The 23148-nt window shown below is 62.5% G+C and carries 15 protein-coding genes and 1 tRNA gene; 7 read left to right on the top strand and 9 right to left on the bottom strand.

Annotation, left to right across the window (positions count from 1 at the left end):
- Positions 1-8: 8 nt before the first annotated feature.
- From fixL to folD, 3 genes are all read left to right on the top strand, one after another.
- Positions 9-2525 (top strand): oxygen sensor histidine kinase FixL, encoded by a 2517-nt coding sequence (fixL, locus tag ABH945_RS04455; RefSeq protein WP_074764448.1) that lies wholly within the window; start codon positions 9-11, stop codon positions 2523-2525.
- Positions 2522-3166 (top strand): oxygen response regulator transcription factor FixJ, encoded by a 645-nt coding sequence (gene fixJ, locus ABH945_RS04450; protein WP_074764450.1) that lies wholly within the window; start codon positions 2522-2524, stop codon positions 3164-3166. Before fixL ends, fixJ begins: the two co-directional genes overlap by 4 nt.
- Positions 3167-3552: 386 nt before the next feature.
- A complete protein-coding gene (gene folD, locus ABH945_RS04445; RefSeq protein WP_429249840.1) occupies positions 3553-4413 on the top strand; it encodes a bifunctional methylenetetrahydrofolate dehydrogenase/methenyltetrahydrofolate cyclohydrolase FolD in 861 nt (286 codons plus the stop codon).
- 235 nt (positions 4414-4648) lie between these two features.
- On the opposite strand, the gene ABH945_RS04440 is transcribed toward folD, so the two are convergent.
- Complete coding sequence (locus tag ABH945_RS04440; protein ID WP_429249839.1) at positions 4649-5782, bottom strand: acyltransferase family protein; 1134 nt, start codon at positions 5780-5782, stop codon at positions 4649-4651.
- A gap of 393 nt (positions 5783-6175) precedes the next feature.
- Between ABH945_RS04440 and ABH945_RS04435 the strand changes: the two genes are divergently transcribed.
- Positions 6176-8284: a M3 family metallopeptidase gene (locus tag ABH945_RS04435; protein ID WP_429249838.1), complete on the top strand. Its 2109-nt coding sequence runs from the start codon at positions 6176-6178 to the stop codon at positions 8282-8284.
- 130 nt (positions 8285-8414) lie between these two features.
- Here ABH945_RS04435 and ABH945_RS04430 read toward each other — a convergent pair whose 3' ends face one another.
- Entirely contained in the window at positions 8415-9734 is a 1320-nt protein-coding gene (locus ABH945_RS04430) for an amidohydrolase family protein (RefSeq protein ID WP_429249837.1), read from the bottom strand.
- Positions 9735-9963: 229 nt separating this feature from the next.
- Between ABH945_RS04430 and ABH945_RS04425 the strand changes: the two genes are divergently transcribed.
- Positions 9964-10662, top strand: coding sequence for an aspartate/glutamate racemase family protein (locus ABH945_RS04425; RefSeq protein ID WP_429249836.1), 699 nt, complete (start codon positions 9964-9966; stop codon positions 10660-10662).
- A 143-nt stretch (positions 10663-10805) separates the two neighbouring features.
- Here the strand turns inward: ABH945_RS04425 and ABH945_RS04420 are convergent.
- Both ABH945_RS04420 and ABH945_RS04415 read right to left on the bottom strand, forming a co-directional pair.
- A tRNA-Met gene (locus ABH945_RS04420) sits at positions 10806-10882 on the bottom strand.
- A gap of 93 nt (positions 10883-10975) precedes the next feature.
- On the bottom strand, positions 10976-11263 hold the full coding sequence (locus ABH945_RS04415; RefSeq protein ID WP_074764460.1) for a hypothetical protein: 288 nt from the start codon (positions 11261-11263) through the stop codon (positions 10976-10978).
- 329 nt (positions 11264-11592) lie between these two features.
- Here ABH945_RS04415 and xth point away from each other — a divergent pair, with 329 nt between their 5' ends.
- Positions 11593-12369 (top strand): exodeoxyribonuclease III, encoded by a 777-nt coding sequence (gene xth / locus ABH945_RS04410; RefSeq protein WP_429249835.1) that lies wholly within the window; start codon positions 11593-11595, stop codon positions 12367-12369.
- Positions 12370-12436: 67 nt separating this feature from the next.
- Here the strand turns inward: xth and ABH945_RS04405 are convergent, their stop codons facing one another.
- The 4 genes from ABH945_RS04405 to glnA form a co-directional block, all read right to left on the bottom strand.
- The gene (locus ABH945_RS04405; protein ID WP_429249834.1) at positions 12437-14554 is read right to left on the bottom strand and encodes a prolyl oligopeptidase family serine peptidase; all 2118 of its coding nucleotides are present in this window, start codon (positions 14552-14554) and stop codon (positions 12437-12439) included.
- Between the two features lie 149 nt (positions 14555-14703).
- Complete coding sequence (gene ntrC, locus ABH945_RS04400) at positions 14704-16221, bottom strand: nitrogen regulation protein NR(I) (RefSeq protein WP_074764466.1); 1518 nt, start codon at positions 16219-16221, stop codon at positions 14704-14706.
- 35 nt (positions 16222-16256) lie between these two features.
- Positions 16257-17399, bottom strand: coding sequence for a nitrogen regulation protein NR(II) (glnL, locus tag ABH945_RS04395; protein WP_074764468.1), 1143 nt, complete (start codon positions 17397-17399; stop codon positions 16257-16259).
- A gap of 228 nt (positions 17400-17627) precedes the next feature.
- Entirely contained in the window at positions 17628-19043 is a 1416-nt protein-coding gene (glnA, locus tag ABH945_RS04390; protein WP_074764470.1) for a type I glutamate--ammonia ligase, read from the bottom strand.
- A gap of 439 nt (positions 19044-19482) precedes the next feature.
- Between glnA and ABH945_RS04385 the strand changes: the two genes are divergently transcribed.
- Positions 19483-19947: a rhodanese-like domain-containing protein gene (locus ABH945_RS04385; protein WP_074764472.1), complete on the top strand. Its 465-nt coding sequence runs from the start codon at positions 19483-19485 to the stop codon at positions 19945-19947.
- A 214-nt stretch (positions 19948-20161) separates the two neighbouring features.
- Here the strand turns inward: ABH945_RS04385 and ABH945_RS04380 are convergent, their stop codons facing one another.
- The gene (locus ABH945_RS04380; protein WP_429249833.1) at positions 20162-23107 is read right to left on the bottom strand and encodes a GH92 family glycosyl hydrolase; all 2946 of its coding nucleotides are present in this window, start codon (positions 23105-23107) and stop codon (positions 20162-20164) included.
- Positions 23108-23148: the final 41 nt, after the last annotated feature.

Genomic DNA, 23148 nt, shown 5'->3' with positions numbered 1-23148 from the left:
TGCCACGCATGTTGACCGAACGGCTTTTCGCTCGCTCGGCGCGCACCGCCGGTTCTCCGGCGGATTCGACGCCGCCCTCCCGCTGGCACCATGGACCATGGTGGTCGAATTCCTATTTGCTGACGCCGCTTCTGTCGATCCTGGTTTTCCTGGTCGTCATGAGCCTGATTCTGTGGAGCCTGAACCGGCGCGAACAGCAGCAGCAGGAAGACACGCTCTACCGTAACGTCGCATGGGCGCAGCAGCAGATACGCCTGTCCATGACCGGCGCGCAGGAACAGATCCAGGCGCTTGCCCGCGATCTGGCTGCCGGCCATGCCGATCCAAATTCATTCCAGACGTCCACCACGGACATCATGCAGGGGCATCCCGAGATCCTCTACATGAACTGGTACACGAGCGCACAGCAGCCGCGCTGGCCCAATACGGCGTTGCCGGTGTTCGGGCAACGGCTTGCCCGGCCGAACGACGCGCAGATGGATGAAGCCGTCAAAGCCGCATTCAACGAAGCGCGCACCACGCGCCGCCAGGTCTACTCGCCGCTCATTTACGACGACGTCGGCAACGGCTATATCACGCTGCAAACGCCGGTGTTCCGTGACCGCGACTTTCTGGGCTCGATCGCCGCCGTGTTCTCGGTCGAAGGCATCCTGAAGCGCGACATACCGCCGGAGTTGTCGGCGAAGTACAAGATTTCGATCATCGACGTGAACAACCGCGAGTTGACCACCACGTCGACCCGCCCGCGCCTGCCGCGCGACATGTTCTACGACCTGCCGCTCGATCCGCCGGGCCAGGGCATCTCGGTGCGCGTGTACGCGTATCCGCAGATGACCAACTTCACCAACAACACGCTCGTCTGGCTGGTCGCCGGGTTGTCGTGCTTCGTGCTGTGGAGCTTGTGGAGTCTGTGGAAACACACGCGGCAACGCTTCGAGGCGCAGCAGGCGCTGTACGCCGAAGCGTTCTTCCGTCGCGCGATGGAAAACTCGGTGCTGATCGGCATGCGCGTGCTCGACATGCATGGCCGGATCACCCACGTCAATCCGGCGTTTTGCCGCATGACCGGCTGGGACGAAAGCGATCTGGTCGGCAAGAACGCACCGTTCGCGTACTGGCCGAAAGACTCGTATCCAGAGATGCAGCGTCAGCTCGACATGACGTTGCGCGGCAAGGCGCCGTCGTCCGGCTTCGAATTGCGGGTGCGTCGCAAGGATGGCTCCACGTTCCACGCGCGTCTCTACGTGTCGCCGCTGATCGACAGTTCGGGCCGCCAGACCGGCTGGATGTCGTCGATGACCGACATCACCGAGCCGAAGCGCGCGCGCGAAGAACTCGCCGCCGCGCACGAACGCTTCACGACCGTGCTCGAGAGCCTCGACGCCGCCGTGTCCGTGCTCGCCGCCGACGAAGCCGAATTGCTGTTCGCCAACCGCTACTACCGCCACCTGTTCGGGATTCGCCCGGACGGTCATCTGGAATTGGCGGGCGGCGGGTTCGATAGCGCACAGGCGTCGTCCGATTCGATCGATATGGTGGACACCTACGCCGGCCTGCCCGCCGCCGCGTTGACCGAGAGCACAGCCGACGCGCAGGAAATCTACGTGCAAAGCATCCAGAAATGGTTCGAAGTGCGCCGCCAGTACATTCAGTGGGTGGACGGCCATCTCGCGCAGATGCAGATCGCGACCGACATCACCACCCGCAAGCAGGCGCAGGAGCTGTCGCGCCAGCAGGACGAGAAGCTGCAGTTCACCAGCCGTCTGATGACGATGGGCGAAATGGCGTCGTCGCTCGCGCACGAGCTCAATCAACCCCTCGCCGCGATCAATAACTATTGCTCTGGAACCGTCGCACTGGTTAAATCCGGTCGGACGACGCCTGACAATCTGCTTCCGGTGCTGGAAAAAACCGCGCAGCAGGCCGTGCGGGCCGGAATGATCATCAAGCGGATTCGCGAGTTCGTGAAGCGCAGCGAGCCGAAGCGCCAGGCGACGCGCGTCGCCGATATCGTCGCGGACGCCGTGGGTCTGGCCGAACTGGAAGCGCGCAAGCGGCGCATCCGCATCGTCACCGATCTGCGCTCGCGTCTGCCGGTGATCTACGTCGATCCGGTGCTGATCGAGCAGGTGCTGGTCAACCTGCTGAAGAACGGCGCCGAAGCGATGGCCGACGCGCGGCCGAATGCGGTCGATCCAGTGATCCGCGTCGTCGTGCGTCTGGAGAGCGGCTTTGTCTGCATCAGCGTCGTCGATCAGGGACCGGGCGTCGACGAAGCAACCGCCGAGCGGCTGTTCGAACCGTTTTACAGCACCAAGTCCGATGGTATGGGCATGGGGCTGAACATCTGCCGTTCGATTATCGAATCGCACCGCGGTCGTCTGTGGGTGGTGAACAACGTCGAGTCTGACGGCCACATCACGGGCGCCACGTTCCATTGCAGTCTGCCTATTGGAGAGCCTGACGGCCCGAGCAACGGCGGGTCAGAGGCGCCGACACCACAAACCGTTACGGGAGAGCTATGAATACCCCAGTCACCACACAGGAAACTGTCTTTGTCGTCGACGACGACGAGGCTGTGCGCGATTCGCTGCGCTGGCTGCTGGAGGCAAACGGCTATCGCGTGCAATGCTTCTCCAGCGCCGAGCAGTTCATCGACGCATGGCAGCCGCACCAGCATCCAGGCCAGATCGCCTGCCTGATCCTCGATGTGCGGATGTCCGGTATGAGCGGACTCGAGTTGCAGGAACGCCTGATCGCCGACAACACGTTGTTGCCGATCATCTTCGTGACGGGTCACGGCGATGTGCCGATGGCCGTGTCGACGATGAAAAAAGGCGCGATGGACTTCATCGAAAAGCCGTTCGACGAAGCCGAATTGCGCAGGCTGGTCGAGCGCATGCTCGACAAGGCGCGCAACGAAAGCAGCAGCGTGCAGCAGCAACGTGCCGCCGCCGAGCGTCTGGGCAAGCTGACCGCGCGTGAGCATCAGGTGCTGGAGCGCATCATCGCCGGCCGCCTGAACAAGCAGATCGCCGACGACCTCGGCATCAGCATCAAGACGGTCGAAGCGCATCGCGCGAACATCATGGAAAAGCTGAACGTGAACACGGTCGCCGACCTGCTGCGTCTGGCGCTGTCGAACAAGCCGCAAGCGGCACAATAAAAACCAAAGCGGCGCAGGTTGCGCCGCCAGAGAGTTTTCGAGGGCAACGGCCGGACTGGTGAAAAGTCCGGCCTGTCTGCGCGATGTGCCCCACTTGCACCTGCCTGTACCGCTCCACACCCGCCTTCTTCTGTTTCGCCCCTTCCCCGCTTCCCCCCTGCGGCAAATAACGACTCGCATCGTCACCCGGGCCTGATCGACCGGGCGGATAAGCCCGTCCGTGCCGGTATAATGTCGGTCTTTGCAGAGGCGCCTGGCTTGAATTGGCGCCACGCGCTTTGCACGTGCCGACCTGGTTTCGCTGAAAAGCGCCATCGCGCGAGTCGTGCACCAAGCCGACCGGCCGCGTCTGCCCCCGCTTTCCAAACTGCCTATCTCGACCGACCATGACTGCCAAACTGATCGACGGCCTCGCCCTCTCCAAGACACTGCGCGCCGACGTCGCCACGCGCGCCGCCGCCCTGACAGCCCGCGGCCATCAGCCGGGCCTCGCCGTGGTGCTGGTCGGCGACAATCCGGCCAGCGAAGTGTATGTGCGCAACAAGATCAAGGCCTGTCATGACAACGGCCTCGGTTCGTCGTTCGACCGCTATCCGTCCGACCTGCCGGAAGCCGATCTGCTCGCGCGTATCGACGAACTGAACCACGATCCGCGTATCCACGGGATTCTGGTGCAGTTGCCGCTGCCGAAGCATATCGACAGCCACAAGGTGATCGAGGCGATCGCGCCGGAAAAGGACGTCGACGGTTTTCACGTCGCCAATGCCGGCGCGCTGATGACCGGTCAGCCGCTGTTCCGTCCGTGCACGCCGTACGGCGTGATGAAGATGCTCGCCGCCTACAACATTCCGCTGCAAGGCGCGAACGCAGTGGTGATCGGCCGCTCGAACATCGTCGGCAAGCCGATGGCGCTGTTGCTGCTCGAAGCGGGCGCGACGGTCACGATCTGCCATAGCAAGACGCGCGACCTGGCCGCCCATACGCGTAACGCCGACGTGGTGGTCGCCGCAACCGGCCTGCGCAACATCCTGACCGCCGACATGGTGAAGCCGGGTGCGGCGGTGATCGACGTCGGCATGAACCGCGACGACGCAGGCAAGCTGTGCGGCGACGTCGATTTCGCAGGCGTCAAGGAAGTGGCCGGTTACATCACGCCGGTGCCGGGTGGCGTGGGTCCGATGACGATCACGATGCTGCTGGTCAACACGATCGAAGCGGCCGAGCGGGAAGCGGACGCGAAGGCGTGAATCTCTGAGGGACGTGGCGGCTGAACGCGTGGTGGGCGGCGGTTGAATCTTCACCGCCTGCTATTGGCGGTCAGCGGTCCGAAAAAGGCCGGCGAATATGATTCGCCGGCTTTTTTTCTGGAAGTCCGCGGATGCACGGCGACGCCCAACCCGCCCATCAAACGCGCGAAAAAACGGAGTGAGCGAGCGCAACGCAGCAGCGCGAAATACCCTTCGCCATCTGCACGTTTCGCGCTCACCGCACCATCCGGTCCCCCGTCGCCACACCGGTTGCCAGCGGCATGCTCCGGGGCGCAAGACGCGCCCGGCACCACGTCAACAGCGGCCGCTCGACCCAGTGCCAGGACAACGCCGCGCACAGCCAGATAAACGGTGCGGCGATCAGCAGCGACATCCCGTGCCCCAACTGCGGCGCAAGACTGGCGACGCATTGCTGCACCATGAATCCGTACAGATAAATCCCGTACGAGTAATCGTGACGCGGCACCAAGCGCCGCAGCAGCGGCGTCGTCCCGATCCACAGCACGCCGTACACGAAGGTCAGGTAAAACAGCGGCTGGCCGCCCGCCGTATCGCGAAAGACCAGAAACACCATCGCGAACGCAAGCGCAGTCAGACCGTTGATATCGATCCGCTCACGCCAGCCGTACAGCAGCATCCCCAGCATGAAGAACGGCTCCGGCCAGAACGAATGCCCGGACGTCAACGCACCGGACGCCTCGCTGAAATCGTGCATGCCGAACTGCAATTGCGGCACGTGCAGGCCCAGCAGAAACACCGCGCATCCGAGCAGCGCCGACAACGCCACGCCGCGCGCGCTGGACAGCAATCCCAGCATGCCCGTCACCAGCACCACGACGTAACAGCGGATCTGCAGTGGCAACGTCCACAGCGGCGCGGCGATATCGACGGGGAAATGGTTGTGTTCGAAGACGCCCGGCAGCGCCCAGCCGGGTTTCAGCGCGATGGTCGACAGGTTGTCGAGATTGGCCCACGTCATGCCGGATGCGAAGTATTCGCGCAGCGGCAGCGTCGTAAAAAGCGGTCCGACGATGAACACCGTCACCAGCGAGCCGACCGCCAGCGCCGGCCACACGCGGGCGATGCGCAGCGCGGCGAAGCGTGGCGCCGAGCGTTGCCGGTCGAAGCTGGCGGTCGCCAGCAAGCCGCTCAGCAGAAAAAAGGCGTAGACGGCAAGCGCGGCGAGGCTGTCGAAGCCGAGCGCGTCGTGTACCCAGTCGGTCGCGCCATCGGCACCGGGCCCCTGCAGCAGGGTCGAGTAGCCATACACCACGGCCACGGCAGCCAGCAGCCGCACGAGGTCGAAGTTGTTGCCCTTGCGCGATAGAGCTTGCGAAAGCGGGTTCATCGATACCTCTGACAGAAAGCGCCGCCGTCCGACAGCGACGCTCAACATTGCGGCATAGCAGCAATTTGCTCCGTGCGCTTTCGCACAAACGCGCGACGGCTCAGCGCGGCTGCGGCATGCTGCGCTTCCGTCGATTGACGCACGGCCGGCAGCCTTTGCAGATATCCCGCTCGTGCCCTGCTCCCCTCACGCCCTGCAATCATCTCAAGCCTCCGCGCCCCCTCCCCGCCGCGCCTCTCGGTCCCCGACATCTGATAATTTGTGTCCCGACCGATTGGAATTGGCGCTCCCCGCCCCAATAATGTCCGTATCGGGCGAATGATCCGCACGGCGCGCAGCGCGCGTGCGCCACCCCGCCGATTACCCGTTCACCCGCGTCAGACAGGAAGCCTTATGTCCACTACCCCCTCGAATCACGACAATCCGCTCCTCGATTTCTCCGACCTGCCGCGCTTTGGCGAAATTCGCCCTGAACACGTCACCCCCGCCCTCGATGTCCTGCTCGCCGACGCAGCCGCCGCTGTCGAACGCGCGGCGTTGCCGATCACTCCCGCGTCGTGGGCCGACGTGGTCGAGCCGGTTGAGCGCGCCACCGAACCGCTGTCGCGAGCATGGAGCGTGATCGGTCATCTGAACGCCGTGGCCGATACGCCCGAACTGCGTGCCGTCTATGGCGAAAACCTGCCGCGCGTCACCGAGTTCTGGTCGAGCGTCGGACAAAATCTCGCGCTGTACGAAAAGTACAAGGCACTTAACGCGAGCAGCGATTTCGCATCGCTGACCGGCGAGCGCAAGAAAATCCTCGGCAATGCGTTGCGCGATTTCCGCCTGTCCGGCGCGGAATTGCCCGAAGACAAAAAGCCGCGTTTCGCTGAATTGCAGGAACAGCAGGCCGCGTTGTCGAAGGCGTTTTCCGACCATGTGCTCGATGCGACCAACGCGTATGCGTACGTCGTCGAAGCCGGCAGCGAAGCGCAACTCGCGGGGCTGCCCGAAGACGTGATCGAAGCCGCGAAAGAGGCCGCCGAACGCGAAGGCAAGACCGGCTACAAATTCACGCTGCACTTCCCGTCGTATTTCCCGGTGATGCAGTATTCGGAAAATCGTCAGATGCGCGAAGCGATGTATCGCGCGTACGTGACGCGTGCTTCCGAACTGGGGACGCAATACGGCAACGGCAAAGCCGAATGGGACAACACGTCGGTACTCGCCGACCAGTTGAAGCTGCGCGCCGAAGAAGCGCACATGCTGGGCTACAACAACTTCGCCGAAGTGTCGCTCGCGCCGAAAATGGCCGAGTCGCCGGCGCAGGTCATGGCGTTCCTCGAAGACCTCGCCACTCGCGCGCGGCCGCACGCCGAGCAGGACTGGAAGGAGTTGCGCGAGTTCGCCGCGAACGAACTCGGCATGACCGACCTGCAACCGTGGGATACGACGTTTGCCGCCGAGCGTCTGCGTCAGAATCGCTATTCGTTCTCCGAGAACGAAGTCAAACAGTATTTCCCTGAAGACGCCGTATTCAAGGGCCTTTTCAAGGTGACCGAGACGCTGTTCGGCGTGCGCATCCGTCGCGACGACGCGGCTGTCTGGCATCCCGATGTGCGCTTCTTCCGCGTCGAGAACCAGGACGGCGGTCTCGTCGCCCAGTTCTACCTCGACCTGTACGCACGCGAAGGCAAACGCGGCGGCGCCTGGATGGACGACGCGCGCGGCCGTCACAAGCACACGCACGGCAGCGTGCAAACGCCGGTCGCGTATCTGACCTGCAACTTCTCGGCACCGGTCGGCGGCAAGCCAGCCTGTTTCACCCACGACGAAGTCATCACGCTGTTCCACGAATTCGGCCACGGGCTGCATCACATGCTCACGCGTGTCGATGAACTCGGCGTGTCGGGCATCAACGGCGTCGAGTGGGACGCAGTCGAACTGCCGTCGCAATTCATGGAGAATTTCTGCTGGGAGTGGGACGTGCTGTCCGACATGACTTCGCACGTCGAAACCGCGAAGCCGCTGCCGCGCGACCTGTTCGACAAGATGCTGGCCGCGAAGAATTTCCAGAGCGGTTTGGGCACGCTGCGTCAGATCGTGTTCTCGATGTTCGACATGCAGTTGCACACCGGCTTCGATGCAAGCGGCACGAAGAGCGCGACCGAACTCGCGAACGAGATCAACCAGCGCTTCCACGTCGTGCCGCAGGCCCCGTTCTCGCGCTGGCCGAACACGTTCAGCCACATCTTCGCGGGCGGCTATGCGGCGGGTTACTACAGCTACAAGTGGGCCGAAGTGCTGTCCGCCGACGCGTACGCGGCCTTCGAAGAAGCCGCGCAGGCGGCGAGCGGCAGCGTGCTCGATCAGGCGACCGGCATGCGTTATCGCAAGGAGATTCTGGAAGTAGGCGGCAGCCGCCCGGCGATGGAATCGTTCAAGGCATTCCGCGGACGCGAGCCGAATATCGACGCCCTGCTGCGCCACAACGGCATGACGCCGGGCGCGGCGCATTGAGCGGTCGATGAAAATGTTCGCGCGTTGATTTTCGCGCGCGCTTAACAAAAAGCCGGTGCCTGTTCGTTCAGGTCACCGGCTTTTTTATGTCACCCACGCACACGCGCCGTCGCGGCAAGCACGCTTTAGCTCAGCCGCGATGCAGCTTGAAATCCACCTGCTGCGGCCGACCTTCGAGCGACAACGCCGCCCGCGCCGCCGGCGCACGACTCACCACTTTCCCGCGACTCACCACGGCTAACCGCGCGGCGCGCAAACGGATCGCCTCGACCGGATCGCGTGCGTCGAGCAGCACGAGATTCGCCGCGCAACCCGGCGCGATGCCGTAGCCTTCGAGGCCGAGAATGCGCGCGGCATTCACCGTCACCGTATCGAAACACGCGTGCATCGCATCGACGCCCGTCATCTGCGCGACGTGCAAACCCATGTGCGCGACTTCGAGCATATCGCCCGAACCGAGGCTGTACCACGGGTCCATCACGCAGTCGTGGCCGAACGCGACGTTGATGCCGGCCGCCATCATCTCCGGCACGCGGGTCATGCCGCGCCGTTTCGGATAGGTGTCGCTGCGGCCCTGCAACGTGATGTTGATCAACGGATTCGCAATCGCCGATACGCCTGCCTCGCGGATCAGCGGCAATAGCTTGCTGACGTAGTAGTTGTCCATCGAATGCATCGACGTCAGATGCGAGCCCGTTACGCGGCCATGCAAGCCGAGCCGGTGCGTTTCGGCGGCGAGCGTTTCGATGTGCCGCGACATCGGATCGTCCGATTCATCGCAATGCATGTCGACGCGCAAGCCCTGCTCCGCCGCGTACTCGCACAGCATGCGCACGGATTGCGCGCCATCGGCCATCGTGCGCTCGAAATGCGGAATGCCGCCGACCACGTCGACGCCCATTCCGATCGCCCGCTTCAGATTCTCGAAAGCGCCTGGGCTGCGCAGCACGCCGTCTTGTGGAAACGCCACCAGTTGCAGATCGAGATACGGCGCGACGCGGCGCTTCACTTCGACCAGCGCCTCGACGGCAAGCAGGCGCGGATCGCACACATCGACGTGGCTGCGAATCGCCAGCAAGCCGCGCGCGACCGCCCAATCGCAATACTGCAACGCACGATCGATCAACGCCTGCTGCGTCAATTCAGGTTTCAGTTCGCCCCAAAGCGCGATGCCCTCGAGCAGCGTGCCCGATGCGTTCACGCGCGGCAAACCGTACGACAGCGTGGCATCCATGTGGAAATGCGGATCGACGAACGGCGGCGTGACGAGCGAACCGGCGGCGTCGATTTCTTCGCGTGCGGTCGCGGCCAGATTCGGCTCGACGGCCACGATGCGCCCCGCATCGATACCGATATCGACGTGTTGCCCGGCATGTCGGGACTGCGCCTGTTGCGTCTGTTGTGGCGAGGCGCCAGGCGGCAGCACTGCGCGGCGGATGATCAGATCCATATGTCGCTCCCTGTTGATCGCTTGCGGGTCGCTTGTGGGTTACTCGCGGGGCGCCTGATTTGCGCATGGGCCGCGCCCGCCTGAGTACGATTCTATCGATGCCAGAAAGTCGGCGCCCGCGTTTTCTCGACGTGCCGTACCGGCAAGCGGCACCTAATCCGTACCGGCTGCGCGTGGTGCTGCGCGCCTATACTCGACCTTCGGCGAGTCATCAGCAAACGGAGACAGTATGAAGACGATCGGCGTGATAGGCGGCATGAGCTGGGAGTCGTCTACCGAGTATTACCGGTTACTCAATCGCCATGCGAAGGCGCGCCTTGGCGGCCACCATAACGCACGTAGCCTGATGCTCACGGTCGACTTCGCGTCGATCGAAGCCAGTCAGCGAGCGGGCGACTGGACCACGCTCGGCCAGCAGATGGCCGATGCCGCGCGTCAACTCGAACGCGGCGGCGCCGATCTGGTGATGCTCGCGACCAACACGATGCATCGCGTGTATGAATCGATCGAGCAGGCAATCGGCGTGCCGTTTCTACATATCGCCGATCCGACGGGTGAAGCACTGCGCGCTGCGGGAATCGAGCGCGTCGGCCTGCTCGGCACGCGCTATACGATGGAGCAGACGTTCTACACCGGACGCCTGCGCGAGCGCTACGGTCTGGACACGGTGATTCCCGACGAGGCCGAACGCGCGGACGTGCATCGCATCATTTACGACGAGTTGTGTCACGGCAAGGCGCTCGATGCGTCGCGCGCGGTGTATCGAAGCGTGATCGAATCGCTGGCCGCGCGTGGCGCGCAGGCGGTGATTCTCGGTTGCACGGAAATTACGTTGCTGATCGCGCAGGAAGATTCGGCGCTGCCGGTGTTCGACACGACTGCATTGCATGCGCAAGCGGCAGTGGAATGGGCGATTGAATCGGAATGAGGTTGAAGCGTGCCGAGGTGTGTGATGCACGCTCTGCCTGACATTCGAAATGTCGCGCTTGGTACGCGATAAAGACACGACAAGCACGCGCTAAAAATCGAAAAGCCCGCATGGCTTGCGCTATGCGGGCTTTCAACAATACTTGGTTGCGGGGGTAGGATTTGAACCTACGACCTTCGGGTTATGAGCCCGACGAGCTGCCAGACTGCTCCACCCCGCGTCAGAGAAAAAGAGTATAGCCTGCTGTCATCCAAACGTCAAACACTTGCGCGAATTATTTCTCGAATACGCTGGACGTGCACGTGAATCGGTATCAAAGATCCTGCACAGTCGCGCCTTCCACCTTGCCGTCGATGATGTCCGCGCCGTACTGGCTTGCACTACGTTTTGCGACGCCAAAATCGGAAATGGTGGCTGGCAGCACGAGACGGAATACGCGGCTCGCCTTCGATCCGCTGATCGCGCCAGGCCGGCACACTCGCACCGCGACGTCGTAACCTTCGGAATGACGCTTATGGCCGTCGAATTTGTCGAAGGCACGCGAAAACACCAGCGGGTGCACTTCGAAGTCCTTATAGAGCGCGGGATAAAGTTCGGCCATGATGACTCTCCAACTCGCGAGAGCGAGTGACTGTGTGGACCCACTATACGCTGTGGCATGAGGCGTCCGCGCTTTTATTTTCCGGCCCGCGAACAGGCAATTTTCACAGTCGCCTGTGTCGCGCGATAAGATGCTGGGCTAATGGAATCGCACGCAAAAATCCGCTGTGCGACTGGCCGCATGATTGCCGCTTCGTTTCCTGTGCGACCGTATAACCCGCCGCCGTGCCGTCAACCGATACGCGCGGCAGGCCGGGATGGTCGGGCGAAATCAGAAGATCGGGATCGAGGCCACGATAAAACCTTGCCCCGCAAGAATGTGAGAATGTCATGAAAATCGCTACCTGGAACGTCAACTCTCTCAAGGTCCGCCAGCAACACGTGATCGACTGGCTCGGCACCAGCGGCACCGACGTGCTGTGTCTCCAGGAACTGAAGTTGACCGACGATAAATTCCCGCGCGCCGAGCTCGAAGAGAAAGGCTACCGGAGCTGGTTCGCCGGTCAGAAAACCTATAACGGCGTCGGCATTCTGGTGCGCGACGGACTCAACGTCGACGAAAGCAGCGTGGTGCGCAACATCCCTGGCTTTGAAGATCCGCAGCAACGCGTGATCGCCGTGACGGTAGAAGGCGTGCGCATCATTTCCGCCTATTTCCCGAACGGTCAGGCGCCGGGCACCGAGAAGTTCGCGTACAAATTGCGCTGGCTCGACGCGCTGCACGACTGGGTCGCGAGCGAAATGGCGCAGCACCCGAAGCTCGCGCTGCTCGGTGATTACAACATCGCGCCGGACGACCGCGACGTGCACGATCCGAAAGCGTGGGAAGGTCAGAATCTGGTGTCGCCGGAAGAGCGAGCAGCATTCGTTCGCCTGATCGCACTGGGTCTGCTCGACGCGTTCCGTCAGTTTGAACAGCCCGAAAAACTCTACTCGTGGTGGGACTACCGGATGATGGCATTCCGCCGGAATGCGGGCGTGCGCATCGACCATATTCTGTTGTCGAAGGCACTGGCCGACGTGTGCACGTCGTGCGATATCGACAAGGTGCCGCGCAAGTGGGAACAGCCGTCGGACCACGCGCCGGTCTTCGCGCAACTCGGCTGAGTATTCAACGTAGTAGCCAACGTAGTAGCGCGCCGCATCGAATCCCGTGCAGCGCGCCAAGCGTTTGTCATCCGGCCGAAGAACCGGAGCCGTTCAACACGCTCCACAGAAACTCGAACACCATCGCATCGTGCTCGGCCTGCTCCAGTTCATCGGAGCCGCCGTGGCCGCCTTCCGTGTTCTCCCGGTACCAGACCCTGTCCGCCCTCTCCGCGCTCAACGCCTGCATGCGCGCAGCCATTTTGCGCGCGTGACCGGGATGCACGCGGTCGTCGGCAGTCGAGGTCGTGAACAGCACTTGCGGATAAACCACGTCCGCCGAAACCAGGTGATACGGTGAATAGGCAGCGAGCGCACGCGCGTCGTCAGGGTCGTCGGGATCGCCGTATTCGTCGATCCACGACGCGCCCGCGTGCAGCAGATGGAAGCGGCTCATATCCAGCAACGGCACTTCGCAAACCACCGCGCCGAACAACTCGGGACGCTGCACCATGCACGCCGCGACCAGCAGGCCGCCATTGCTGCCGCCCTGAATGCCGAGTTGCGCGGCACTGGTCACGCCGGTGCTCACGAGCGCTTCAGCCACCGCGATGAAATCGTCGAAAGCACGCTGACGGTGTTCGCCTTGCGCCGCCGTATGCCAGCGCGTGCCGAACTCGCCGCCGCCACGAATATGCGCGACCACGTAGACGCCGCCGCGTTCCAGCCAGCCGATGCCCTGCCCCGTCAAATAACTCGGCAGCAACGGAATCGCGAAGCCGCCATAGCCGCTCAGCAAACACGGACGCGGACCGGGCTGCGTGGAACCCGCACGCGGCGCAATCACCGTGTACGGAATCTGCGTTCCATCGGCCGATAAAGCATGCCCATGCGTGACGGCAAAGCGCGTCGCGTCGAACTGCGTCGGCCAGCGATCGAGCAACTCCCACTCGCCCAGATCATCGCGCGCGAGATCGGTGAGCCAGTATGCAGGCGGCTGCAGATAGTCATCGGTATCGACGAATACTTCGTCGTTCAGCGTCGATTCGATCGGCGACACATCGGCCTGGGTATCGTCGCGCGATGGAAACACGCGCTGCTGCCAATGCCACTGCTGCTGCGCATCCTGCGATGCCGTCCACAGCACGGTCCGGTTCTGCACATCTTCGAGATACGACACGATCAGATGATTGCGCGTATGCGTCCACTCGCATGCCGAGGTTTGGGAAGTGGGCGTGAACAGCGGCACCACGTCGCGTTCGCCACGCAAAAATGCGTCCTCGCGGATCGCCAGCAACGAGCCGCCCGGATAGCACGCGCCCTCATGTTCCCAGTCGAGGCGCGGTTCGAGCAGCAGCCAGCCGTGCCAGCCGCCGACCGCGACGTGCGCGGACAAATCGTACTTGCGCCAGGCGTCGGGGGCACCGTCTGCGGTATCGAGGTAATACGTGTGCGAATCGAAAAAGTCGATGCTGCTGATCACCGAATGCCGGCGTTCGAGCGGATCGTAATGCGCCTCCACGCCGATATCGCCGAACGCGCCCCTGAACACCACCGGCGCATCGGCCAGCGCCGTGCCGCGCGTCCAGCGCCGCACTTCACGCGGATAACCGGAGCGCGTCAGCGTCTTGCGGCCATTGTCCCAGCCGATATAAAGCGTGTCCCGATCGATCCACGATGCGGTGTGCTTGCCGGCCTTCGCGATCGCGAAGCCGTCGTCGACGAAACGCTGTGCTGCGATATCGAACTCGCGCACGACCAGCGCATCGGAACCGCCCGGCGACATCGTGATAAGCGCGCGATCGCCATCGGGATAAAGAATGTCCAGTTCGACGCAAACCCACGGCGTGCCTTCAGCCGCGCCCAGCGCGTCGAAGTCGAGCAGGGTCTGCCAGACCGGCGCACCGCTGCGCCATGCCGCCCACGTCGTACGACGCCAGATGCCTTTGGGATTGCACTCGTCCTGCCACAAGTCGTACGCCCAATCCATCCAGCGGTCGGGGATCACCGGGCGTTCACGCGGCAGGTAGGCATCCGCGAGACGCTGCCGCAGCAGTTCGAATGGCGGACTGCTGCACCACGCGGCGCGCGTTCGGGCGTTCTGCTGCTCGACCCACGCGAGCGCATCGGGGGCGTCGAGCGCTTCGAGCGACAGAAAAGGATCGGGGGAAAGCGGCCAGGAAAACTGAGTGGGAGATGCGGGCATCGTCGGCTGTCGAATGAAAACAGCGTTGATTATGCCTTGTGATGCAGGAAGGCCCGCTCGACGCGCGATCTTCGAGTCCACAATGGAAAACGGACCGGGGACGCCTGCGCGCCAACCCGGTCCGTCAATACCGCGCAACTCAACGCCAATCAGGGTTCGAGATTCAACTCCTGAATCTTGCGCGTGATCGTATTGCGGCCGATACCGAGACGCTCGGCCGCTTCGACTTTGCGTCCGCGCGTGAAGTCGAGCGCCTCGCGAATCACCGCCGCTTCGAAACGGCGCGCGAGTTCGTCCATCACGTCTGCGGCGTTTTCACGCAGCATCCGCGCGACTTCGGTGCGCAAACCGCCTTCCCATGCACTGACGGGCGTCGCGACCGGCATGCCGGTCGAACCCGCGGGCAGAGTCGCCGCGCTGGTGCCGTTGATCGGCGCAATGCCGGTCAAATTGCCGTCGCCCGCAGCGGCCACACCGCCGCCTGCACCGCTCAGATCGCTGACGCCGGCCTGCGCCGGTCCGAGATCGGGCGGCAAGTCCTTGATCTCGATGGTCTGCGCGGGCGCCATCACCGTGAGCCAGTTGGCGAGATTCTCCAGTTGACGCACGTTGCCAGGAAACGGCAGCGAAGCAAGATGCGCGAGCGCCTCTTCCGACACACGCTTCGGTTCGACGCCGAGATCGCGCGCGCTCTTCTGCAGAAAGTGTCGCGTGAGCAGCGGAATATCTTCGCTACGTTCGCGCAGAGCCGGCAGGCGCAAACGGATCACATTGAGCCGGTGATACAAGTCCTCGCGGAACAGGCCCTGACGCACGCGCGATTCGAGATTCTGGTGCGTCGCTGCAATCACGCGCACGTTGGCGCGCAACGGGTTATGCCCGCCGACGCGATAGAACTGCCCGTCCGACAGCACACGCAACAGACGCGTCTGCAAATCGAATGGCATGTCGCCGATTTCGTCGAGGAACAGCGTGCCGTTCTCGGCCTGCTCGAAACGCCCCTGACGCATGGCCTGCGCGCCGGTGAACGCGCCGCGCTCGTGGCCGAACAATTCGGATTCCAACAGATCTTTCGGAATCGCGGCGGTGTTCAGCGCAATGAACGGACCGTTCGCGCGTGGGCTATGTCGGTGCAGCGCGCGCGCGACCAGTTCCTTCCCGGTGCCTGATTCGCCGGTAATGAGCACGGTCGCCGCCGAATGCGACAGGCGTCCGATCGCGCGGAACATGTCCTGCATCGCCGGCGCCTGGCCGAGCATCTCGGGCGCTTCGGCCGGACGGTCGTCCCACGTCTGCTCGCCGCGCATGCTTTCGTCGACCGCGCGGCGGATCAACTCCACCGCCTTGTCGACGTCGAACGGTTTGGCGAGGTACTCGAACGCGCCGCCCTGGAATGCGGCGACCGCGCTATCCAGATCCGAGAACGCGGTCATGATGATGACGGGCAAGCCCGGCACCTTGTCGCGTACGGTTTGCAGCAATTCGAGGCCCGAGCCGCCCGGCATCCTGATGTCGGACACCAGCACCTGTGGGCTGTCGTGATCGAGCGCGGCCGATGCCTCGCGCACATTCGCGAAGCTGCGGGTCGCGAAGTTCTCGCGTGCGAGCGCTTTTTCAAGCACCCAGCGAATCGATTGGTCGTCGTCTACTATCCAGATCGGCTTCATATAGGTCGGTCAGAAGTCTTGAAATGCGTGTGGTGTTAGCAGTCGAGCGGCAGCAAAATCTGAAACTCGGTGTGGCCCGGCCGGCTTTCCACTTCGATCAGACCGTCGTGCTGCTGCACAAAAGTCTGCGCGAGCGTCAGACCGAGACCGCTACCGTCCTCGCGCCCCGACACGAGCGGATAGAAAATGCGGTCACGGATTTCCTCGGGAATGCCAGGGCCGTTGTCAGTGATATGCAAGTCCAGTGCCAGCTTACATAAGCGTTTCGACACGGTGATCTTGCGTGCAATGCGGGTGCGCAATTCGATGCGCGCGTCGCCTTGCGAAATACGTTCGCGCAGTGCTTCGGCTGCATTGCGCACGATGTTCAGCAGCGCCTGGATCAACTGTTCCTTGTCGCCGCGCAGGTCGGGCACGCTCACGTCGTAATCGCGCTCGATGGTGAGGCCGCGCGGAAACTCCGCGAGAATCACCTGACGCACGCGCTCGCATACTTCATGAATGTTCACGTCGCCGACGATATGCGGATGACGGTGCGGCTCAAGCAAGCGGTCGACCAGTGTCTGCAGCCGGTCCGATTCCTTGATGATGACCTGCGTGTACTCGCGCAATTCGTCGCGCTGACGCTCGCCGAGTTCGAACTCCAGCAGTTGCGCCGCGCCGCGAATGCCGCCGAGCGGATTCTTGATCTCGTGAGCGAGATTGCGGATGAGTTGCTTGTTGACCGCCGTGAGGTCGTTGATGCGCTCTTCACGATCGGTACGCAGATGCCGCTCGTTCTCGAACAGTTCGAGCAGCACGTAGTCTTGCGCGCTTTCCAGAAAGCCGACGATCGCGTGCACGTGCAGCGGTTCGTGGCCGGGACGTTCGAGCACGGCGTCCAGATGGGTCGCGTGAAAACGGTGGGCGGCGATCGCGGTGATGGTCGCGACCAGTTCGTCCGCATTGGAGAAGATGTCGGGCCACGTCATCTGCGTCAGTTGACGTCGCGACATCTCCAGCATCGACTCCGCCGAAGGATTCGCGAACGCGACGCGCAGCGAGCGTTTTTCGAGCACCAGCACGACGGTGGGCAGCGTCTCGAAGCCCGGCAGCAGACCGGAACTGACGAGCTGCGCATCGTCCGACAGTGACTGCTCGTGCCCTTTCCTTGCCTTGATCAGATTCTTGAGAACCATCTTGCAGTCTGGCCGATAGGAGATGGTGATAAATCAGGGAGTGCTGCTTCGGGGAAACCTGGCGTAGTGCCTTCTGCTCCCTCATTGCAAACATAGGCAGCAAACGAAGGCATCGCCAACGTTCGGTCCGGTCCAACAAAAAAGGGACGGCGCCGCCGTCCCTTCGTGACCGATCGCGAGCGTCGGGCAGAGTGCTTCGCCGTTTGAAGGGCGAAGCACCATTGCCGCTTACAGCGAGTAGTACATTTCGAATTCGATCGGGTGCACCGACTGACGATAGCGTTGCAGCTCGCCCGTCTTCAGTTCGATGTACGCGTCGAGCATCGAATCCGTGAACACGCCACCGCGCGTCAGGAACTCGCGGTCGCCGTCGAGTGCGTCCAGAGCCTGGTCGAGGCCGGCACACACGGTCGGGATCTTTGCATCCTCTTCCGGCGGCAGGTCGTACAGGTTCTTGTCGGCAGCTTCGCCCGGGTGAATCTTGTTCTGCACGCCGTCCAGACCCGCCATCATCAGCGCGGAGAAGCACAGGTACGGATTCGCCAGCGGATCCGGGAAACGCGTTTCGATACGACGGCCCTTCGGGTTCGACACGTGCGGAATACGGATCGATGCCGAACGGTTGCGTGCCGAGTAAGCCAGCTTGACCGGTGCTTCGAAGTGCGGCACGAGACGCTTGTACGAGTTCGTACCCGGGTTCGTGATCGCGTTCAGCGCGCGAGCATGCTTGATGATGCCGCCGATGTAGAACAGCGCGAATTCCGACAGACCTGCGTAACCATTGCCTGCGAACAGGTTCTGGCCGTCTTTCCAGATCGACTGGTGAACGTGCATGCCCGAACCGTTATCGCCGACGACAGGCTTCGGCATGAACGTTGCCGTCTTGCCGTACGTGTGCGCGACGTTGTGGATGATGTACTTCATTTGCTGCAGCCAGTCGGCGCGCTGAACCAGCGTCGAGAACTTCGTGCCGATTTCGTTCTGGCCTTGACCAGCGACTTCGTGGTGGTGCACTTCGACCGGGATGCCGATCTGTTCGAGCAGCAGACACATTTCCGAACGGATGTCCTGGAACTGGTCGACCGGAGCAACCGGGAAGTAGCCGCCCTTCGTGCCCGGACGGTGGCCGGTGTTGCCGCCTTCGAATTCCTTCGCCGACGACCACGGTGCTTCTTCCGAACCGATCTTGATGAAGCAGCCCGACTGATCCGTGTTCCACTGGACCGAGTCGAAAATGAAGAATTCGGGTTCCGGACCGAAGAAGGCGGTGTCGCCGAGGCCCGTGCTCTTCAGGTACGCTTCAGCGCGCTTTGCCAGCGAGCGCGGGTCGCGCTCGTAGCCCTTGCCGTCTGCCGGTTCGACGACGTCGCAGGTCAGCACGAGGGTCGATTCTTCGTAGAACGGGTCGATGAAAGCCGTGTTTGCGTCCGGGATCAGCAACATGTCCGATGCTTCGATGCCCTTCCAGCCGGCAATCGACGAACCGTCAAACGCATGGCCGCTTTCGAACTTGTCTTCATCGAATGCCGACACCGGCACCGAAACGTGTTGCTCTTTACCGCGCGTGTCGGTGAAGCGAAAGTCGACAAACTTGACGTCTTCGTCTTTGACGAGTTGAATGACGTCGGCCACGGATTTACTCATAACCTATCTCCTGATTAACGAATTCGGCGGATTCAGCCGCCGCCCAATCTAGCTGACCCGTCCCGGCACGTCCACCCCTGAATCGAGGGAGTGAGACAGAAACTCTTGTCAGGACAAATCGATCGGCACCAATAAAGCAGCTTCTGTGCCACCTCTGCGCCAACCCGGCGCAATTCCTGACTGCACGCGCGTTTGCGGGGAATCTCCCGATCGAACGACGTGCATTGTCCAAATCTTCGAGCGCCATCAAGCACCATTTCTGTGCAGTCACTATGCGCGAGAAGTTCGATAGTTCCATTCTGGTGCATTTATCCTTATTTGCACCAGAATAAAGCATCGACGCAGCGAGTCTGGGTCCGCGTAGCACGGTCAGCCGGGCGCGCGGCGGCGGGTTACCCCGCGCTAGAATGTTCATTTGGTCCGAAGGAGACAGGCACTCATGAGCACGCTCGAACAGCTGTACGCCCAGGCGGAAACCCGCCGCACCGAGAACCAGTTGCCGTACGCAGGCGCGCTGTCGCCCGCCGAAGCATTCGAACTGTTGCAACTCGATCCGCGCACGCGCCTGGTCGACGTGCGCACCCGCGCGGAACTCGACTGGGTCGGCCGGCCGGTGATCGGCGACGGGCAGTACGCGCACGTCGAGTGGACCCGCTACCCGGGCGCGGTGCCGAATCAGGAATTTCTCACGCAGTTGGGCCAGATAGCGTCGTCCGATACGCCGGTGCTGTTCCTGTGCCGCAGCGCTGCGCGCTCGAAGCTCGCCGCGATCGCCGCTACCCAGGCCGGCTTCACGAAGGCGTATGACCTGCTGGAAGGCTTCGAAGGCGACAAGGACGGCCAGGGGCATCGAAAGACGGTCTCGGGATGGTGTTTTCGCGGCTTGCCGTGGCTCGGCGCGTGAGGCTGCGTAGCAGCGCGACTCATGAGCGCGTTTGGGGAACCGCTGAAACCCAGTGGCGGTTGCGTAAGCCCGCTGAAATAGAACGCGCCGACGACACATTGACTGCATCGTCGGCGCAGGGTGTGACACTGCGATGTCGGGGCGAAGGCTTCTGCTCGCGACCGGCAGCCACCTATTTATCGGGCGTTGCCGCCCGATCACCCCACCGCTGCGCTTACTGCGCCGCGGCAATCCCGAACACGTGCAACTTGCCGGCGCTAACCTGCTTCGGCAACGTGACGCTCGCCACCGTCTTGCCGGGAGTCAGCGGCACGGTCTGCGCGAACAGATAAGTCTTGACGGCGTTGTTCGTGCCGTCGCCACTGTTGCGGTACGTCGTGGTCAACGCGATCGGGTTCACGGGTGCTGCGCTGCCGCCGTTGAGCGTCCAGTCGTCGAACGAGAGCGTGAAAGGCGTGGTCGTGCCGTCGGCGTAGGTCACGAGCGCCGCGCCCGAACCCGGCCCATTGTTGGCCGAACCCAGCAGAACCAGCGAGCTGCCTCTCGTACCGCGCGGCATCGCGATGGTCTGCCCGACTGCGACGGCGTTATCGAGCGGGCCGCCTGACAGCATGAAACTGGCGCCGTCGAAAACGAACGGCTTACCCGGCGACGCACCCGCGCTCGCCAATGCCTGCGACGAGTAGCTGTAAATCGAACCGTCGAAGTCCGCACCCTGGCCGTCGGTATTCGTGCTGCCGTCCGTGCTGATGCCGTGGTTATTGAATGCATCCGCGACGTTGCGCGCGACCGGCAGACCGTACGACGGCGGCGCATCGGCGGCATCCGTTCCCCACTGCGACGGCGTCGAGCCCATCGCGAAGTTCAGCGTCGCCCCGCGCGACAGCGCGTTGATGTCGAGCCACGAACTGTTATGGGCCGCACCATTCACGGTCAGGCTTTGCACGTACGTGGCGCTGGGCGCGCCCGGCGCATTGATGCGCAACGTCTTGCCATTGCCCAGATGCACGGTGATCGACGAGAACTGCGGGCTGCCGATCGCGAAGCCGCCCACCCCCGGAATTTCCGGATACAGACCCAACGCGCCCCACACATACCAGCCGGATACCGCGCCGAGATCGTCGTTGCCCGGCAAACCGTTCGCGTCGGTGCTGAACGCGCTTGCCATGATCTGCTGGACGGTGCTCTGCGTGCCAGACGGCGAACCGGCCCAGTTGTACAACCAGGGCACCTCGAAAGTCGGCTCGTTGCCCATATAGAAATTGGGCAGGCTCATCCCTGCATTCAACACCGTGAAGAACGTATTCAACCGCGATACCACGGTCGTGTTTCCGCCAAGCTGCGCGAACAGTCCGGCCGGGTTGAACGGCACCATCCACGTGTATTGCTCGGCGTTGCCTTCCACGTAGTTGTCGGTGCTGGACGGCGTTTCGGGGATCCAGCTGCCGTCAGCGTTGCGACCTGCGTTCAGAGGCGGCGTCAACGATGTGTTGAGCACGTTCTGCCAGTAAGCCGAGCGGCTCAGCATCATTTTCTGGAAGGTGGAATTGCCCAGTTCGCCGGCAAACTGCGAAATGGCGAAATCGCTGCTCGCATATTCCAGCGTGGACGATGCCTGCCCCCACTCGCCGCTCGTGATGTAGCCGGTTTGCAGATAGCTGGCGCGGCCGCCGTTGGTGGTGACCCCGTTGCACGCAGTGCCGGGAATGTTGGCCATCCTGATCATGTGGTTCAACGCGCCCGACGTATCGAAATTGCGCGCGCCGAATCCGTACGCACCTGCCAGGATCAGCGACCCGGCGTCACCCGGCATCACGCCGTCTTCGACGTTGTCATTGACCCAGTGCGGGATCGCGCCGCACTGATCCGCGTCGTTGACGAGCGACTGCGCCATGTCGCTGGTTTCTTGCGGATACAGCACGGCCTTGAGCGGAATCAGCGAGCGATAGATGTCCCAGCCCGAAAAACTCGTGTATTGCGCCGCATGTCCCGCGCTCACCTTATGGACTTTCTGGTCGAAGCCGACGTATTGACCGTTGATGTCGCTGAATACGCTCGGCGCCCACGACGCATGGTAGAAGGCGGTATAAAACTTGGTCAGCGCGGTGGTGTCCTGGCTCGTTACCTGAATGGTATTGAGGCGCTGATTCCATATCGCATCGGCCACCGCCTTTACACCATTGAAATCCCACGAAGGATTTTCTTTTTCCAGATTATCTTTTGCATTAGCGACACTGACGTATGAAATACCGATTTTCATCAGCACCGTTTCACCTTTACCGAAATTCATTACCGCACGGCCATTGGTAAAGGAGGAATTCGTTGCAAACGGCTGATTGAATTGCGCGTAGAAATACACCGGGACATTGGTGGAATTTCCGCAGAAATGTCCGCCGGTGGTATTACCCGAAATAGTCTTTGCATCTACCTGCGTGACCGAGCCCGCCACGCCGGTTGCCGTGTTCGTATAAGTGGTATCGAGCACGAGCGCCGCGCCCTGCTGATCCGGGTAGATGAAGCGGCCGAAGCCGGTGCGCAGGGTCGCCGTCAGTTCGACCTTGATCTGGTTGTCGAGCAGCACGGAATAGGCGCCCGCCACCGATTTTTCGTTGGCGTGACTAAAGGTTTGTGCGAGCGGTTTGGTAGCATCCAGCGTCGGCATGACGGGGAATTCGCCGTCGTTACCCGAGCAACCTGCGCCGCTCATATGCGTGAGGCTGAAGCTCTGGATCGAATTGATGTCGTAGTAGTAACCGGCCGGAGAACCAGGCTCCGCGCTGTTTGCCGGAGCCGACGTGGTGTTCGTGTCGGGCGCCCATTGCACCATGCCGTTCGGCAGACCCGCCGCCGGCACCACGCTGCCGGCCTGCCCGGCTGGGACGGGGTTCGGAGAGTTGCTGGCCAGTGTACCGATGAGCGGATTGACGTATTGGGTCAAACGCATCGTGGCGCGATCGGAGCCCGGCGATTGCTGGCTGTTGTCGGTTGCGCTGGCGTTCGACTGACTGGAGCCGGCTGCAGTGCCGCCCTGACTCGGTCCCTGAAGCTGGTTCGCGGCGACCGCAGCAGAGCCGGCCTGGCTGCCCGGACTATCTCCTCCACAACCGGTCAACGCGCCAATGAAAATCAACGCAACCGAAAGACGGCGTAAATCTGGCATGGCTGTCTCCTGAGTGTTTTTAAGTCATGCCCAATTATTGA

The organism is Paraburkholderia sp. GAS333 (genome assembly GCF_050435665.1).
GTDB classification, from domain to species: Bacteria; Pseudomonadota; Gammaproteobacteria; order Burkholderiales; family Burkholderiaceae; genus Paraburkholderia; species Paraburkholderia fungorum_A.
This window is presented reverse-complemented; position numbering and strand designations above follow the sequence as displayed.